This is a genomic window from Rhodococcus sp. NPDC077669, from assembly GCF_040686915.1.
Taxonomy (GTDB): domain Bacteria; phylum Actinomycetota; class Actinomycetes; order Mycobacteriales; family Mycobacteriaceae; genus Rhodococcoides; species Rhodococcoides fascians.
Genome location: NZ_JBFBMD010000001.1, coordinates 339,910 through 356,548, shown reverse-complemented (window position 1 = coordinate 356,548; position 16,639 = coordinate 339,910). Strand labels below are relative to the sequence as shown.

The 16,639-nt window shown below is 64.9% G+C and carries 15 protein-coding genes; 11 read left to right on the top strand and 4 right to left on the bottom strand.

What is annotated here, in order from left to right; translation table 11 throughout:
• Complete coding sequence (locus AB0P23_RS01720; RefSeq protein ID WP_080736430.1) at window positions 1-414, top strand: CrcB family protein; 414 nt, start codon at window positions 1-3, stop codon at window positions 412-414.
• Complete coding sequence (crcB, locus tag AB0P23_RS01715) at window positions 411-785, top strand: fluoride efflux transporter CrcB (protein WP_027497547.1); 375 nt, start codon at window positions 411-413, stop codon at window positions 783-785. The genes AB0P23_RS01720 and crcB overlap by 4 nt, the downstream gene beginning before the upstream one ends.
• Window positions 786-804: 19 nt before the next feature.
• Here crcB and AB0P23_RS01710 read toward each other — a convergent pair whose 3' ends face one another.
• Genes AB0P23_RS01710 through AB0P23_RS01700 form a run of 3 tightly spaced genes read right to left on the bottom strand, consistent with a single transcriptional unit; the run spans window position 805 to window position 2,573 of the window.
• Complete coding sequence (locus tag AB0P23_RS01710) at window positions 805-1,209, bottom strand: VOC family protein (RefSeq protein WP_027497546.1); 405 nt, start codon at window positions 1,207-1,209, stop codon at window positions 805-807.
• A 9-nt stretch (window positions 1,210-1,218) separates the two neighbouring features.
• Window positions 1,219-1,689, bottom strand: coding sequence for a helix-turn-helix transcriptional regulator (locus tag AB0P23_RS01705; protein WP_032399929.1), 471 nt, complete (start codon window positions 1,687-1,689; stop codon window positions 1,219-1,221).
• Entirely contained in the window at window positions 1,686-2,573 is an 888-nt protein-coding gene (locus tag AB0P23_RS01700; RefSeq protein WP_080736431.1) for a ribokinase, read from the bottom strand. The genes AB0P23_RS01705 and AB0P23_RS01700 overlap by 4 nt, the downstream gene beginning before the upstream one ends.
• 105 nt (window positions 2,574-2,678) lie before the next feature.
• On the opposite strand from AB0P23_RS01700, the gene AB0P23_RS01695 reads away from it, so the two are divergent.
• From AB0P23_RS01695 to AB0P23_RS01655, 9 genes are all read left to right on the top strand, one after another.
• Complete coding sequence (locus tag AB0P23_RS01695) at window positions 2,679-3,944, top strand: aminotransferase class III-fold pyridoxal phosphate-dependent enzyme (protein ID WP_032374571.1); 1,266 nt, start codon at window positions 2,679-2,681, stop codon at window positions 3,942-3,944.
• 23 nt (window positions 3,945-3,967) lie between these two features.
• A complete protein-coding gene (locus AB0P23_RS01690) occupies window positions 3,968-6,853 on the top strand; it encodes an FAD-binding and (Fe-S)-binding domain-containing protein (protein WP_032374570.1) in 2,886 nt (961 codons plus the stop codon).
• Window positions 6,850-8,325 (top strand): NAD-dependent succinate-semialdehyde dehydrogenase, encoded by a 1,476-nt coding sequence (locus AB0P23_RS01685; protein ID WP_032368192.1) that lies wholly within the window; start codon window positions 6,850-6,852, stop codon window positions 8,323-8,325. Before AB0P23_RS01690 ends, AB0P23_RS01685 begins: the two co-directional genes overlap by 4 nt.
• Before the next feature lie 14 nt (window positions 8,326-8,339).
• On the top strand, window positions 8,340-9,053 hold the full coding sequence (locus AB0P23_RS01680) for a GntR family transcriptional regulator (protein WP_230593412.1): 714 nt from the start codon (window positions 8,340-8,342) through the stop codon (window positions 9,051-9,053).
• 221 nt (window positions 9,054-9,274) lie between these two features.
• Window positions 9,275-10,453 carry a Xaa-Pro peptidase family protein gene (locus AB0P23_RS01675; protein WP_032374568.1) on the top strand — a complete coding sequence of 393 codons (1,179 nt, stop codon included), beginning with the start codon at window positions 9,275-9,277 and terminating at the stop codon, window positions 10,451-10,453.
• Between the two features lie 3 nt (window positions 10,454-10,456).
• Complete coding sequence (locus tag AB0P23_RS01670) at window positions 10,457-11,803, top strand: PLP-dependent aminotransferase family protein (RefSeq protein ID WP_032374436.1); 1,347 nt, start codon at window positions 10,457-10,459, stop codon at window positions 11,801-11,803.
• Window positions 11,800-12,996, top strand: a complete 1,197-nt coding sequence (locus AB0P23_RS01665; RefSeq protein WP_032399930.1) for a M20 family metallopeptidase — start codon at window positions 11,800-11,802, stop codon at window positions 12,994-12,996. The genes AB0P23_RS01670 and AB0P23_RS01665 overlap by 4 nt, the downstream gene beginning before the upstream one ends.
• Window positions 12,997-13,107: 111 nt before the next feature.
• On the top strand, window positions 13,108-14,535 hold the full coding sequence (locus tag AB0P23_RS01660) for an MFS transporter (protein ID WP_045841267.1): 1,428 nt from the start codon (window positions 13,108-13,110) through the stop codon (window positions 14,533-14,535).
• A 2-nt stretch (window positions 14,536-14,537) separates the two neighbouring features.
• Window positions 14,538-15,494 (top strand): D-2-hydroxyacid dehydrogenase, encoded by a 957-nt coding sequence (locus AB0P23_RS01655; RefSeq protein ID WP_052061415.1) that lies wholly within the window; start codon window positions 14,538-14,540, stop codon window positions 15,492-15,494.
• A gap of 20 nt (window positions 15,495-15,514) precedes the next feature.
• Here AB0P23_RS01655 and AB0P23_RS01650 read toward each other — a convergent pair whose 3' ends face one another.
• Complete coding sequence (locus AB0P23_RS01650) at window positions 15,515-16,633, bottom strand: NADH:flavin oxidoreductase/NADH oxidase (protein WP_032406844.1); 1,119 nt, start codon at window positions 16,631-16,633, stop codon at window positions 15,515-15,517.
• Between the last annotated feature and the right edge of the window lie 6 nt (window positions 16,634-16,639).

Below are 16,639 nucleotides of genomic sequence, written 5' to 3'. Positions count from 1 at the left end.
GTGAGCGACCCGGCATCGCACCGCAACCTCGCGGCCTTGGCGACGGTGTTCGTCGGCGGCGCGGCAGGCACTGCTGCTCGCTATGCGATCGAGGAACGTCTCCCGCACACGACGTCGCAGTGGCCTCTCGCCACCTTCGGAATCAACATCGTCGGTGCTTTCGTGCTGGGGTTGCTGCTCGAGTCGCTGCTGCGCAGTGGTCCCGATACGGGTGGACGGCGTCGGCTCCGGTTGCTCGGCGGTTCGGGGTTCTGTGGCGCGTTCACCACGTACAGCACCTTCGCCCTCGAAGCGGTCGAGGGTGTCCGGGGCGGGTTCACCGGACTGGCGTCGGCATATGCCGTCGTCAGTGTGGTGTTGGGAGTTGTGGCGGCCGGAGCCGGAATCATGTTCGCCAACAGAGTGATCCGATGATCGCGGCCCTGGTGATCCTGGCCGGCGCGCTCGGGTCGGTCGCGCGATTCTTCGTCGATGCGGAGGTGAAGTCACGGCTGAGCTCGCGCACGAGCTTCCCGTGGGCAACCGTCGGCATCAACATCTCGGGCTCGTTCCTGCTCGGGTTGCTGGCCGGCTGGGTGATGCTGCGCGCCGGCTCCACCGATGCGCAGGCAGTTCTCGGAACCGGGTTCTGTGGGGGCTACACCACCTTCAGTACCTCGACCGTGGACACCGTGCGGTTACTGCAGCAGGGCCGCCGGGTCGACGCCGCCGTCAACGCGATCGGCACGCTGGTGGCGTCCGTACTCGCGTGCGGCGGCGGTCTGGCGCTCGCCTCGGCTCTGTAGTCGAGGCGGGCGCCACACTTCAGGCTTGGCTGACGCGCACCATGTTTCCGGCCGGATCACGGAACGCGGCATCGCGGGCACCCCAGGGCTGACTCGTCGGCTCCTGCAGTATCTCGCCCGTACCCGCCGCGCGGATCCGCTCGAACGCGGCGTCGAGGTCGTCGGCGCGGAACAGCAGTCCCGGCAACTCGCCCTTGGCCAGCAGCGCGGCGAGCTGATCGCCCAGTTCCCGAGAACGGCCCGCGTGCGGCTGCGACAACACGACCTCGATCTCGGGTTGTTCGCTGGTGGACAGCGTGATCCAGCGGTAGCCGTCGTTGGCCACCTCGCTCTTGACCTCGAGTCCGAGAGCGTCTCGGTAGAACGCAACCGAGGCATCGGGGTCGTCGGTGTAGACGTGAACGTGGCTCAGTGAAAGTGTCATGGATGAAGGCTAGGACGCCCCGGCCGCAGATGCTTCTTCGATTCTGCTCGGCTCGGTCACCGCCGCCGTCGGGGATGTGGGCCCTCGCATCGGGCGTCCGAGAACCATCGCGGTGCAGCTGGGTACGGCGTGGCTGCCACGATGATCGCGGGCGCGGTAGGCGCTCGGTGTCTCGCCCACGATCTCGGTGAATCTCGAGCTGAACGACCCGAGGCTGGTACAGCCGACGGCGAAGCACGCCTCGGTGACCGTGACGTCTCCGCGTCGCAGCAGTGCTTTGGCGCGCTCGATTCGTCGTGTCATCAGATGCGCGTACGGCGTCTCGCCGTAGGCCTCCCGAAACCGGCGACTGAAATGTGCAGTGGACATCAGCGCGGTTCTGGCGAGTGACGGGACGTCGAGCGGTTGCGCGAAATCGCGATCCATTCGATCGCGTGCGCGGCGCAGCAGGCGGAGCTCGGTCGGGTCGTACGCACTCATCGCGCGTCCGAACTGCGGAGGGATTGGATCTGGGACGTCGTTCCCGAGGACGCGCTCGCGCCGGCTCCCGTCGCAGCGAAAGCACCTGCGGCGACGGCCCATTCGACTGCAGCGCGGGGACCGCTCGACCAGGACGCCGCGAGTGCCCCGGCGAAAGCGTCGCCCGCTCCGGTGGTGTCGACCGCCTCGACCTTCGGCGCCGGTACATCGAACGATTCCGAGCCGCGGTATCTCGCGCCTCGTGCGCCCAGCGTGGTGACCACATGTTCTATGTCGTCCGCTCGGCTCCCGATGCGCGCTTCCTCGGCCTCGTTGACCACCAGGACGTCGGTGGCGGCAACCAGAGCGTCGGGCAGATCCCGGACGGGGGACGGGTTGAGCATCGTCACGATGTCGTGGGAGTGCGCGTACTCGAACGCCGCGAGCACGGTCTCGAGAGGAATCTCCAACTGGCACAGCAGGATATCGGCCTCGTCGATGATTGCCAGGTCGTCGTCGGTGAGCTCGTGTACACCGCCGTTGGCTCCGGCGACGACCACGATGCTGTTCTCGGCTCGGTCGTCGACGGTGATGGCGGCGATACCGGACGCTCCTGCTGCGGTTCGCAGAGCACGGTCGTCGACGCCTGCGCTGGTGAGTGTGTGCCGCAGTGTCGGCCCGAATTCGTCGTCCCCGACCGCCCCGACGAAGCTCACGCGAGCTCCCGATTTCGACGCCGCGATCGCCTGGTTGGCACCTTTGCCGCCGGGAGCGGTGTCGAACGAGGTCCCCAACACGGTTTCGCCCGGTTCCGGCAGGGCGGGGGTCCGAGTGATCAGGTCCATGTTGATGCTGCCCAGTACGACGATGCGTGGGCTGTTCGAGCGAGGGTTCGATGCGGACACGACCGAAACCTATCGCCCTGGGCTCGACCGAACGGCGTGATCCGGCCCCGAATTCGTAATTGCAGATTGTTGACAATCCGTAATCGGTGGGTGACGATGGCACCCATGACAGCGTCGACTCGCACCCACCTCAGCCCCGCACTCAAGCAGGCGACCCCGATCGTCGTCGACCACGGAAAGGGCAGCTGGATCATCGGGACCGACGGGCGCAAGTACCTCGACTTCACGACCGGGATCGGCGTCACCAGCACCGGTCACTGCCATCCCCGCGTGGTCGAGGCAGCTCGCGAACAGGTGGGCAAGATCATCCACGCCCAATACACGACCGTCATGCATCAGCCTCTGCTCGCGCTGACGGACAAGCTCGGAGAAGTGTTGCCTGCCGGGTTGGACAGTGTGTTCTACGCGAACTCGGGATCCGAGGCAGTCGAGGCGTCGATCCGATTGGCGCGCATGGCAACCGGTCGACCGAACATCGTTGCATTCCACGGCGGCTTCCACGGGCGAACGGTGGCGGCTGCATCGCTCACCACGGCGGGAACCAAGTTCCGATCGGGATTCTCGCCGATCATGGGTGGGGTGCACATCGCACCGTTTCCGTATGCATTTCGGTACGGATGGGACATGGACACCGCAGTCGCCTTCGCGCTGAAGGAACTCGATTACCTGTTGATGACGATGTCCAGCCCCGCCGATACGGCTGCGTTCATCATCGAGCCGGTGCTGGGCGACGGCGGATACCTCCCCACACCCCCTGCATTCCTCGAGGGCTTGCGCGAACGCGCCGACACCCACGGCATCGTCCTGATAGTCGACGAGGTGCAGGCCGGAGTCGGACGCACCGGAACGTTCTGGGGCCATCAGCACTCGTCGATCACCCCCGACATCCTCATCACCGCAAAAGGACTCGCCAGCGGGTTCCCGATTTCGGCGATCGCCGCATCGGCAGAGCTGATGGGCAAGGCATGGCCGGGGTCGCAAGGCGGAACCTACGGCGGCAACGCCGTCGCTGCTGCGGCGGGAGTCGCTACCCTCGACGTCGTGCGCGAGGAAGGGCTGGTCGACAACGCGGCAGCGCAGGGCCGAGTTCTCCTCGACGGCCTTCTCGCGCTGAAGGAACAGCACCCGGCCATCGGTGATGCTCGGGGACTCGGATTGATGCAGGCGCTCGAATTCGTCGACAGCTCGGGCAATCCCGACGCCGCCGCTGCTCTGCGGGTGCAACAGGGTGCCATCGACGAAGGGCTGCTGTTGCTCACCTGCGGTGCGCTCGGCAACGTGGTTCGTATCATCCCCGCACTGATCGTGAGCGACGACGAGATGACGTTCGGACTCGACGCGTTGTCGCGGACATTGAAGAACGTGCTGTGACAGCAGCCCCAGTTCGTTCCGAGGTGCCCGCACTCGTACAGCGAGTGCGAAGACTGGGCATCGACGTCGACGATTCGTCCCGACGGTTGGCCGAATACTCCTACGACGCGTCGAACTACCGAGTCCCGCCGGCCGCTGTCGTCTTTCCGCGCAGCGCCGACGAAGTGGCTACGGTCGTGTCGCTGTGTGCCGCCGCCGACGTTGTCGTCATCGGGCGTGGCGGCGGTACCTCCATGGCGGGCAACGCAATCGGCCGTGGGATCGTCCTCGACTTCTCGCGCCACATGAACCGGGTGCTCTCGGTCGACACCGAGTCCAGGACTGCCGTCGTCGAGCCCGGAATCGTCATCTCGGAGTTGCAACGTCAGCTGGTGACGCGGACCGACGGTGCCTTCACCTTTGCGCCCGATCCGTCCAGCAAGACCCGCGCGACGGTGGGCGGAGCCGTCGGCAACGACGCGTGCGGTAACCACTCCGTGCGGTACGGACGCACCGCCGACCACACGGTGGCCATGGACGTGGTGACCGCCGACGGATACCTGCTGCGAGTCACCCGCAGTGGTGTGCAGGCGCTGCGAACCCAGGACTCGGCGGCTGTCGCTGCAGCCGAACGTATCTCGAACGAGCTGCGCTCGCTGGTGTCGGACAATCTGGCCCTTCTACGGGTCGAGTTGGGTCGCATCCCGCGTCAGGTATCGGGATTCCACCTCTCGCATCTGTTGCCGGAGAACGGTTTCGACGTTGCCCGGGCCCTCGTCGGAAGCGAAGGTGCCTGCGCGGTGATCGTGTCGGTGACCGTCGCCGTCGTGCCCGTACCCCCAGCCGCACTGCTGCTGTGTCTCGGATACGACGACGTGGTGGCCGCCGCGGCGGACGTGACGACCATTCTCGAGTTCTCACCCGCCGCCGTCGAAGGAATCGACGACAACATCGCCGGCACGATGGAGTATCGCCGCGGACCGGACTCGGTACGAGGGCTCCCTGCAGGAAATGCCTGGTTGTACGTCGACCTCGACGGGGCCGACGCGACAGAGGTGCAGGACAAGGCATCTCGGTTGCTCGAGGCTCTCGGTCGGCTCGGGCGCGTCAAAGAGGGTCGTATCGTGACCGATGCGGCCGATCGCGCAGCGTTGTGGCGGGTGCGCGAGGACGGTGCCGGTTTGGCGACGCGCCTGGCGAGTGGAGTCGAGTCCTGGGGCGGTTGGGAAGACGCCGCCGTGGCACCGGAAAACCTGTCGGCGTATCTCGCGGACCTGAATTCGCTACTGGCCGAACACAATCTGACCGGAGTGATGTACGGCCACTTCGGTGCCGGCTGCATGCACGTACGGATCACCTTCGACCAACGCACCGACGCCGGACGACGAGTGATGTACGACTTCCTGCGCGCTGCCGCACGCGTCGTCGTCAAGCACGGCGGCAGTCTTTCGGGCGAGCACGGTGACGGCCGCGCACGCTCGGAGCTGTTGCCGGTCATGTATTCCCCTCGCATGCTCGACGCCTTCTCCCGGTTCAAGCGCATCTGGGACCCCGCGGGAATCCTGAACCCCGGATCCATCACCGACCCCGAACCCCTGATGGACAACCTGATGCTTCAAGGCATCCCGGCCCGGGAGTGGAAGACCAGCTTCGATCTGCACCAGATAGGGTCGCGACCCGATCTGGACCCGTTCGTCCATGCCACCCAATCCTGTGTGGGCGTGGGGAAATGTCGAACGACAACCGGTGGCGTCATGTGCCCGAGCTACCGTGCGACGGGTGACGAGAAGGATTCGACGCGGGGCCGGGCGCGGGTGCTGCAGGAGATGGTGCGCAGTTCTCCGACGGTGGCCGACGGATGGGCATCGAAGGACGTTGCGGAGTCGCTCGATCTCTGCCTGTCGTGCAAGGCCTGCTCCTCGGACTGTCCCGTCGGCGTCGACATGGCCACGTACAAATCGGAGTTCCTCGACCATCACTACGCGAGGCGGCTGCGGCCGCTGTCGCACTACTCGCTCGGGTGGTTGCCTCGATGGCTCGCGGTGACGAAGCGAACGGCACCGCTGCTCAATCGTCTGCTGACACCCCGGGTGTCGGCAGTGGCGGCACGTCTGGGTGGGCTGACCACCGAACGCGCATTGCCTCGGTTCGCGTCGTCGAAGGAACTGGCCGATGCCGTCCGAGTCGGCGGTGGCCGCGACGCCGATGTGGTGCTCGTCGTCGACACGTTCACACAAGGTTTTCGCCCCGAGGTCGCGGGTGCGGCACAACGCGTTCTCGAAGACTCCGGACGCACCACCGAATGCCGAACGGATGTGTGTTGCGGTTTGACGTGGATTTCGACGGGTCAGCTGAAGTCCGCTCGCAAGCAGCTGACGAAAGCCGTTGCGGCGCTGGACGACGGTACCGACAGGCCGATCGTCGTGACCGAACCGAGCTGTGCGGCCGCGTTCCGTAAGGACATGCCCGAACTGGTCCCCACGGACGCGGCGAGGAGGGTCGCGGCACGCGTCCAGAGCTTCGCGGGAGCGGTGATCGATCAGGCAAGCGCGGGCTGGCAGCCCTCGGGCGACATGCCGGCTGCGGTCACGGTGCAGACTCACTGCCACGAGTACGCCGTCTTCGGCGATGCAACGCAGCGCCGAGCCCTCGCCGCCGTGGGCATCGAGTCGGTACGTGAGGCCACCGGATGTTGCGGTGTAGCAGGTAATTTCGGTTTCGAGAGTCGGCATTACGAGCTCAGCATGGATGTCGCCGAGCAGGCTCTCGCGCCCGCGTTGCGGGCCACCGAACCCGACACTCCTGTTCTGACCGACGGATTCAGCTGTCACATGCAGGTGCGCCAACTGACCGGTGACTCGGGCGACGATGCATCCGTACACCTGGCACAGATACTCGATCCACGTTCGACGAAAGGACCGCGGCCATGACCGCCAGCTCGACCACCAGCCTCACGCGTCCGCGCATCACCTCTCCCACAGACTGTTTCATCGGTGGTGAGTGGGTGCCGTCGGTATCGGACGCCCGATTCGATGTCGTGGACCCGGCCACAGGCGAGGTCATCGCCACGGTTGCGGACGGCGGTATCGCGGACGCAGAGAAAGCGCTCGCTGCAGCCGTCGACTCCGCGGCGGAGTGGGCGGCCACCGCACCGCGAGTGCGAAGCGACATACTGCGGACGGCATACGAGATGATCATGGCCCGCTCGGAGGAGCTCGCTGCGATCATCACCGCCGAGATGGGTAAACCGCTCGCCGACGCGCGCGGCGAGGTGGCGTACGGAGCCGAGTTCTTTCGCTGGTTCTCCGAGGAAGCGGTACGCATTTCGGGTGATCACACCCTGACCGGAGACGGGAAGAACCGCATCGTGGTCACCCGCGCGCCGGTCGGGCCCTGCATTCTCGTCACGCCGTGGAACTTCCCGCTGGCCATGGGAACTCGCAAGATCGGGCCTGCCCTTGCGGCAGGCTGCACCGTCGTGTTCAAGCCCGCCGAGCAGACGCCGCTGACGGCACTTGCGCTGGTGCAGATTCTCCACGAGGCGGGGGTGCCTGCGGGCGTCGTCAACATCGTGCCGACCACCGATGCGTCGGGTGTCGTGGGGTCGTGGATGAGCAGCGGCGCTGCCCGCAAGATCAGCTTCACAGGATCCACGGCAGTGGGCAAGATTCTGCTCGAACAAGCGGCGGCGACGGTGATGCGGACGTCGATGGAGCTGGGCGGGAATGCACCCTTCGTGGTCATGGACGATGCAGATCTCGACCGCGCCGTCGACGGAGCCATGGTTGCCAAGATGCGCAACATGGGCGAAGCATGTACCGCAGCGAACCGGTTCTTCGTTCACCGCAGTGTGGCACAACGCTTTTCGGATGCTTTGGCCGACCGAATGGGCGCGCTGAGGGTGGGCGCGGGCGCTTCTCACGGGACCGAGGTGGGGCCGCTGATCGACGACGCAGGCCGGGGCAAGGTCCAGGCTCTGGTCGACGATGCTCTCGCGCGCGGTGCCCGCGCCGTCGTCGGTGGTGCGGCCCCGGACGGGCCGGGCTACTTCTACCCACCGACCGTCCTGACCGATGTCGATACCGAATCGGATCTGATGTCCCAGGAAATATTCGGACCGGTGGCCGCCATCGTTCCCTTCGACACCGAGGACGAGGTCGTCGCGCTGGCCAACGACACCGAATGGGGACTGGTCGGATACGTGTTCACCCAGGACATCGATCGGGCTCTGCGAATGGGGGAGCGCCTAGAGGTGGGCATGGTGGGGCTCAACACCGGGTTGGTGTCGAATCCGGCAGCCCCGTTCGGTGGTGTCAAACAATCGGGACTCGGCCGCGAGGGCGGGAAAGTCGGAATAGACGAGTTTCTGGAGTACAAATACTTCGCGATTCCCCGCAGCTGAGGAAGGTTCTGATCATGCCCGGTTCGAGACGCCTGACACCGATCGACGCACGCAACACGTCGATGGTGATCGCGGATCAGATTCGCGATCGCATCATCGACGGGTCCTACGCGCCCGGAGAACAGATCAACGAGGCGAATGTCGCGGCGGAGCTGGAGATTTCACGTGGCCCCGTGCGAGAGGCGTTGCAGCGTCTGAATCAGGAGGGACTGCTCGTCAGCTACCGCAACCGCGGTGTGTTCGTCGTCGAGCTCAGCAGCGGCGACGTCGCCGAGATCTACCAGTCGCGTGCAGCGATCGAGGTCGGTGCGGCATGGACTCTGGTACATGGAGATCGTGCCCAGCTGATCAAGACCGCAGACGAACTCTCGGCCATCGTGATGCAGATGCAGCCTTTCATCGATCGGGCGGATTGGCGTGGCCTCGCCGAACGCGACCTTGCCTTTCACACTGCCCTGGTAGCGGCCACGAGAAACAGTCGGATGTCTCGTATGTACGCCACGCTGGCGGCCGAGGCACGCATTTGCATGGCAAATCTCGAAACTGCTTACTACCGTCCCGAAGCCCTGGTCGAGGAACATCAGCTGATCGTCGATCTGCTGCTGGGATCGGATTGGGATGCGCTCGAGAATGGCGTCCACGAACACATGGACACCGCCGTGCACGATCTGACGCGAGCCATGGTCGACGAGCAGGCCGAGCAATCCGTACTCGCCACACCCGGGTAGAGCCTTCGGGCGCAACACAGCTTTAACACGGCAGCCCTTGCTCCCCACCGGCACCTGCGGATAGCCTGATTGTCAACAATCTACTAAAAGACCTCCCGAAGGGGGTGCCCGTGAACGCCTCATCCGACGATGCCTACGTCACCGCAATCGGACCCGCGCAGACTCCAGGACGGGCTGCTCCCGGCCTGGCTCGCTACCCGGACGTACCGAACAGCACGCCCATCACGTTCACCGACGAGGAATACGCCGACCGGCTCGCAGCCGTCCGTCAGCGCATGGCGTCGCAGAACCTGACTGCGCTGATCGTCACCGACCCCGCGAATCTCTACTATCTGCTGGGCTACAACGCACTCTCGTTCTATACCCCGCAGATGCTGTACGTGCCGCTGGACGGCGAGCTGTACTTCTTCGCTCGCGAGATGGATGCCAACGGTGCGTTCCGTACGTCGTGGTTGCCGCAGGACCACACCTTCGGATACCCGGAGACGTTCGTTCAGCGCAGAGACACCCACCCGTTCGTCTGGGTAGCCGCCAAGCTACGAGAGTTGGGGTTGGTCAACAACTTCGAGCACGGTCAAGTGGGACTGGAGATGGACTCGTACTACTTCAGCCCCAAAGCCTTCGAAGCGCTGGTCAAATCGCTACCCGAGTACCGATTCACCGACTCGTACGAGTTGGTCAATTGGATCCGCGTGGTCAAGTCGCCGGCCGAGATCGCGTTGATGCGCGGTGCGGCGACGGTGTGCGAGGCCGCGATGTCTGCTGCGCACCAAGCAATTTCGGTAGGGGAACGGCAGTGCGATGCCGCTGCCGCCATCATGAACGCACAGGTACGCGGCACTGCCGACTTCGGCGGCGATCACCCAGCCATCGTGCCGATGCTGCCGACCGGGGCAGGAGCGGACACTCCGCACCTGACGTGGTCGGATCAACGGTTCGTACGCGGCGAGACCACCGTCGTCGAACTGGCCGGCGTGTTCCGGCGGTACCACGTTCCGATGGCCCGCACGATCGTGCTCGGCAAGCCGAGTCCGCGTCTGAAATACCTCGCGGAATCCACCGGTGAAGCGCTGAACGAGGTACTGGCAACGGTCCGCCCCGGGGTCACCGCAACCGAGCTGGCTCAGGTATGGAACACCAGCCTGGCCAAGCATGGCCTCCACAAACCCTCGCGCATCGGCTACTCGATCGGCGTCGCGTACGCCCCCGACTGGGGCGAGCGCACGGTGAGCCTACGCACCGACGACGAGACCGTCCTGGCCGAGAACATGACCTTTCACATCATCGGCGGAATGTGGATGGACGACTACGGATACGAGGTGTCCGAAGCAGTCCGAGTCACCGACACCGGCGTCGAAACATTCACCGCATACCCCCGAGAACTACTGACGAAGGAGTGAGACATGACCACCTCCACCGCAGGCTCCACTCCTGCCCAGAAGGGTCGTTCCGCAGGCTCCACTCCTGCCACCCCGAGTCGTTCCGCGGGCTCCACTCCCGCCCAGAAGGGTCGTTCCGCGGGCTCCACTCCTGCCATTCCCTGGGCCCTGCGCACCGACCAACTGGTGGGATCGGTGATCGACTCGTCGACATCGCTTCTCGCTGCCCAGAAACACGACATCGTCAGGTTCGCGATGGGATCTCCTGCAGCCGAGACGGTTCCGGCTGCCGCGTTCACCGAGATCGCCGGCAGTGTCCTCACAGCGGACGCCTTCGATTACGGTGCCACCGAGGGTGATCCGGGTCTGCTCGACGCGTTGTTGGCGTATCTCGAGTCCGTCGGCGAACCCACGTCCGAGGATCGGGTCGTCATCACCTCGGGCGGCATGCAGGGTCTCGACATCGCCTGCAAGCTGTTCGTCGATCCCGGTGATCTGGTCATCGTCGAAAGTCCCACGTACACCAACGGAACTGCCACCGTGTTGAGCTACGGCGGCGACATTCTCGAGGCACCGATGGACAGTGACGGTCTGATCGTCGAGGCGTTACCCGAACTCGTCGAGCGAGCCGGGCGTCTACCGAAGATGATCTACGTGATTCCCAACTTTCAGAATCCGTCCGGGGTCACGCTCTCGCTCGAGCGTCGACTGTTGTTGATCGAGTTGGCACACCGATGGGGTTCGGTGATTCTCGACGACGATCCTTATGGCCTGCTGCGTTTCTCGGGGGACCCGATTCCGAGTTTCGGGGCGCTGAGTCCGAACGATCCGCTGATCTTCTCGGTGCGGACCTTCTCGAAGATGATCGCTCCCGGTCTGCGCGTGGGGTGGGTGGACGCGGCCCCCGAAGCGCGTCGGTTGATCGTCAACGCCAAGCAGGCGATGGACACCTGTACGAATCTTCCGGCCCAGAGGATGGTGGCCGAGTACATCCGGCGCGGGCTGCTCGAGGAGCACCTGCGGTCGCTGGCTGCGGTGTACCTACCGCGAAAGATGGCGATGCAGAACAGCATTGCGACACACTTCGGTGACGCGATGTCCACCACGGATCCCGACGGGGGCTTCTTCCTGTGGGCGACATTGCGTGGAAACGACCACGATTTCTCGACGCAGGATCTGTTCGAAACCGCACTGGCCGAGGGTGTTGCCTACATTCCAGGACCGGCGTTGTCGGTGGGCGGCAAGTTTCACGATTCGCTACGGCTGTGCTTCGCCTCGTCGACACCCGAGCGCATCGAGGAAGGCATCAGGCGGTTGGCCGTCGCGGTGGAAAAATCGAAGCATCTGCTCGCCTCCGACCCCACGCGATGACCGTTCCGAGTGCCCAGCAGTCTCTGCTCGACGCCGTCGATGAGAACGAGATCGTTTCTCTCACAGCCGCGTTGATCGAGGCGGGCGGTGAAAATCCGGGCGACACCGAAGAAAAATGCGCGAAAATACTCGCGGAGCGATGTCGCGCACTGGGATTCGACGTTCGCACGATCGAGGTCGCTCCCGGCAGACCGAACGTGATCGCCTCGATCGGACCCGATGACACCCCCGGGGTCCTGTTCGTCGGCCACTCCGACGTCGTTCCGGCGGGCACGGGCTGGACGACGGATCCGTTCACCGCGGTCGTGCGAGAGGGGCGCATGGTCGGACGGGGAGCATGCGACATGAAGGGGGGAGTGGCCGCAGTGGTGGCCGCTATGGATGCGGTGAACCGTGCCGGTCTTGCAGATCGCTTCCCGATGACGTTGGCGTGTCTGGTGGACGAGGAAGACACGGGCTTGGGTATTCGAGCATTCGTCGCCGACCCGGGGCCCCGTCGTTTCCAGTGTTGCGTGGTGGCCGAGCCGACGGACCTGGTGACCATCGTCGGTTGCCGAGGAGCCGCGAATATCGAGATCGACGTGCGCGGGCGTTCGGCTCATGCAGGTCGGCCGCGTAACGGTGCCAATGCGATATCCGCTGCCGCCCGCATCGTCGCCGTCATCGAGGACTGGCAGATCGAATTGGACGAGGATCCACACGCCGAACTCGGTCCCGCTACCTGGAACGTGGGCACCGTGACGGGAGGCACCGGTACGTCGATGGTTGCCGACCGGTGCGTACTCACGGTCGACCGTCGGCTGCTACCCGGCGAGAGCGCTGCGGAGGTGGTGGACGACCTGCGTTCGCGCATCGACGCGGCAGGTATCACCGGTTCGGGAATCGAGGTACATCTCGAGGTGTCGATGGAAATGCCGGGCTTTCTGACCGCTGCGGACGATGGATTGGTCACCACTGCAATGCAATCGGTTCGCGACATCGGATCTGCCGGTTTCACTGACATCTGGACTGCTTCGTGCGATGGTGGTTTCGTGGCACAGCAGATGGGTATCCGCACCGTCGTGCTCGGTCCCGGGGAGATCGAAAACCAGGCGCACCGGCCGGACGAGTCCGTCGCCGTGCAGCAATTGACCGACAGCGCAAAGGCGTACGCGTTGATCGCCACCAGAATCGCTGCGCCACCTGGTCTTTAGTTTTCCAAGAGGGGGTTGTTCGAGACGTGCGCCCGGCGTCGACGTAAAGTCGGACGCTGCGAAGTACCAAACCGACGCTCCACGTTGTCATAAAGCGAGAGGTATTGGACCGTGACCGAAACTTCAGGGTCGGCAGCTTCGCCGACCGGATATCCGCCGAGTACCGACACACTCAGCGCGAACGAAACGAAAATTCTGCATCGCGCGATCGGCGGGTCCGCACTGGGCAACGCCGTGGAGTGGTTCGACTACGCGGTGTACGGCTACCTGGCCGTCTACATCGCCGCCAACTTCTTTCCGTCGGACGATGGGGGAGCGAGCCTGCTCTCCACGTTCGCCGTGCTGGCCGCGTCGTTCATCATTCGCCCCATCGGCGGCATCGTGCTCGGCCCGCTCGGCGACCGCATCGGTCGTCAGAAGGTCCTCGTCCTGACCGTCTCGATGATGACGTTGGCCACGGCGGCGATCGGTGTGCTGCCGACGTTCGACACCATCGGTATCGCAGCACCGTTGCTGTTGCTCGTCTGCCGACTGGTGCAGGGCTTCTCCACCGGCGGTGAGTACGGCGGCGCAGCAGTGTTCATGGCCGAGTACGCGCCCGACAAGCGCCGCGGATTCTTCGGGTCGTTCCTCGAATTCGGCACCCTCGCAGGCACGGTGGGCGGGGCCACCCTGTGCACCCTGCTCAACGTCGGGCTCGGAGACGAGACCATGGAGGCCTGGGGCTGGCGAATCCCGTTCCTGGTGACGCTCCCGCTGGGCATCGTCGCGTTGTGGCTGCGGACCCGGCTCGAGGACTCTCCGGTGTTCGCCGAGGCCAAGGAAGACGGCGGCACGGTCGAAGAAGGTGCAGGTGGAGCAGTCACCTCCCTCAAGGCCACCCTGACGTACTGGCAGCGAATCCTGATTCTGATGGGATTCGTGCTGCTGCTCAACATCGCGTACTACACGGTGCTCACGTTCTTGCCCTCGTACCTCAGCGACACGTTGGGGCACAGCACGACTCAGTCCAACTTCACTCTCGTGGCCATCATGATCATCATGATGTTGATCATCAACCCCATCGGCGCTCTGTCCGACCGGGTGGGCCGAAAGCCGTTGCTGCTGGTCGCCTGTGTGGGGTACTTCGTCTTCAGCGTCCCGCTGTTTCTGTTGATCATCAACACCGGCCTGATCGGCCAGAGCATCGGCCTGCTCGGTCTCGGCGTGTTGCTGGTCATCATGTGCTCCTGCGTGTCGTCGACGCTGCCCGCACTGTTTCCCACCCAGGTGCGCTACGGAGCGTTCGCCATCGGATACAACGTCTCCACGGCGCTCTTCGGTGGCACCGCACCGCTGATTCTGACGTTCCTGATCGACCGAACGGGTTCCAACCTGATCCCGGGTTGGTACATGATGATCGCAGCTGCCATCGCGTTCGTTCCGATCCTTTTGATGCCCGAAACCGCCGGCCGGTCGTTGCGCGGCACCCAGTGCCCCGGTGACAACGACGACGAGGTCGCTGCGTCCGGCGTCGAGCTCGTCGGCTACAAGAAGTAGAAGTGGCACCGGTTCTCGTCGTTCTGCACGCCGGCGATCTTCCCGAGGGTCTCGAGCCCGTCGAGAAGATCGCCGACGTCAGATACGCCACGGCCGACACCCTGGCGGATGCAGTCGACGGCGCAGACGCGTTGCTGCTGTGGGACTTCTTCTCGCCTGCAGTCGAATCCGCGTGGCCGCGCTGCGGATCGCTGAAGTGGATCCATATCGCCGCTGCCGGCGTGGACTCGTTGATGTTCGACGAGCTGGTGGAATCCGATGTGGTCGTGACCAATTCGCGTGGAGTGTTCGACCGACCTATCGCGGAGTTCGTGCTGGCCCAGATCCTCGCGTTCGCCAAGGACTCCGAACGTTCGCGCACACTGCAGCATTCGAAGACCTGGCAGCACCGCGAGACCGAACGCATCGACGGTGCACACGTGATGATCGTGGGCACCGGAGCAATCGGGCGTGCCATCGCGACTCTGCTGAGTGCTGTGGGAATGTCGGTCTCCGGTGTGGGTCGAACAGCGCGAGGCGGCGACGGAGACTTCGGCACCGTGTACGCCAGTGATGATCTGGTGGACGAAGTAGGGCGGGCCGACTACCTGGTTCTGGTTGCCCCGCTGACCGAACAGACGAGGGGCCTGGTCGACGATTCCGTGTTGGCCGCGATGAAGCCCGGATCCAGGGTGATCAACGTCGGTCGCGGCGAGCTACTCGACACCGATGCCCTGCTCACACATCTCAATTCGGGACACCTCGCCGGGGCTGCGCTCGACGTCTTCGAGACCGAGCCGCTCCCGGCCGACCACCCGCTGTGGGCGGCCGAGAACGTGGTCGTCACTCCGCACATGAGCGGGGACGCGTCGGGGTGGAAGAGTCGTCTCGCCGACGTCTTCGTCGACAACGTGCAGCGATACTTCCGCGGCGAACAGCTGCGCAACGTCGTCGACAAGAAGCTCGGTTTCGTGGTGTGACCGGTCTCGTGATGTGACTGTCAGTAGGCCCGCTCGTACTGCGGTGCCACTGCCGGTGCCATCTCCACTCCGAGTTCGCGGGCCGCGCGCCGTGGCCAGTACGGATCGCGCAGCAGCTCACGGGCGAGGAGCACCGCAGTCGCCTCGCCGAGCGAAACGATGTCCTCGGCCTGTTTCGGTTCGGTGATCATCCCCACCGCTGCGGCCGGCATCGTGGTCTCGTTCTGGATACGCCGTGCGAACGGCACCTGGTAGCCGGGTTCGACCGGAATCTCGGCGCGTACGTTCCCGCCGGTGGACGTATCGACGAGATCCACGCCGTGCTCGGTGAGTATCTGCGCCAGCGCGACAGTCTGATCAGAGGTCCAACTCGGAGCTTCCAAGTCGGCTGCAGCATCGGACTTCTCGGGTTCGTCGAGCCAGTCCGTTGCCGACAGACGGACGAACACCGGAAGCTCGGCCGGCCACACCTCACGGACCGCGTCGACCACCTCGATCAGCAGGCGAGTCCGTCCCGCGAAGTCGCCGCCGTAGGCGTCGGTGCGCGTGTTGCTGGCAGGCGAGAGGAATTGGTGCAGGAGGTATCCGTGCGCGCCGTGTATCTCGGCTACCTGGAACCCGGCCTTCAGTGCGCGCTGCGCAGCGTTACGAAAATCGTCGACGATCTTTGCGATGTCGTCGGCTGTCGCTTCCCGTGGTGTCGCGTAACGACCGAACGGTACGGCGCTCGGGCCCACGGTTTCCCAGCTCCGGGGATCCTCGGCGGGCAGTGATGTGCCACCGAGCCAGGGAGCCGCCGTCGAGCCCTTCCGGCCCGCATGCGCCAGCTGGATGCCCGGCACGGTACCGAAGGACGAGATCTCGGTGACGATCTCGGCCAGTGCGTCGGCCTGTGTGTCGTTCCAGATGCCCAGGTCCGACGGGCTGATTCGGCCCTCGGGGCTGACCGCTGTGGCCTCGGTGATGATCAGGCCGGCTCCGCCGATCGCGCGGCTCACCAGGTGGGTGCGATGCCAGTCGCCCGCGACGCCGACGTTCTCGCCCGTCTCGTCGGCCGAGTACTGGCACATCGGTGCCATCCATACCCGGTTGGGAAAGGTGAGCTCGCGCAATGTCAGGGGCTCGAACAGGGCACTCACAGGTGG

What these genes read in the sequence shown, in the direction of transcription:
- AB0P23_RS01695 (WP_032374571.1), top strand. Translation starts at nt 2,679, where the DNA reads ATGACAGCGTCGACTCGCACCCACCTCAGCCCCGCACTCAAGCAGGCG.
- crcB (WP_027497547.1), top strand. Translation starts at nt 411, where the DNA reads ATGATCGCGGCCCTGGTGATCCTGGCCGGCGCGCTCGGGTCGGTCGCG.
- AB0P23_RS01685 (WP_032368192.1), top strand. Translation starts at nt 6,850, where the DNA reads ATGACCGCCAGCTCGACCACCAGCCTCACGCGTCCGCGCATCACCTCT.
- AB0P23_RS01705 (WP_032399929.1), bottom strand. Translation starts at nt 1,689, where the DNA reads ATGAGTGCGTACGACCCGACCGAGCTCCGCCTGCTGCGCCGCGCACGC.
- AB0P23_RS01670 (WP_032374436.1), top strand. Translation starts at nt 10,457, where the DNA reads ATGACCACCTCCACCGCAGGCTCCACTCCTGCCCAGAAGGGTCGTTCC.
- AB0P23_RS01710 (WP_027497546.1), bottom strand. Translation starts at nt 1,209, where the DNA reads ATGACACTTTCACTGAGCCACGTTCACGTCTACACCGACGACCCCGAT.
- AB0P23_RS01665 (WP_032399930.1), top strand. Translation starts at nt 11,800, where the DNA reads ATGACCGTTCCGAGTGCCCAGCAGTCTCTGCTCGACGCCGTCGATGAG.
- AB0P23_RS01680 (WP_230593412.1), top strand. Translation starts at nt 8,340, where the DNA reads ATGCCCGGTTCGAGACGCCTGACACCGATCGACGCACGCAACACGTCG.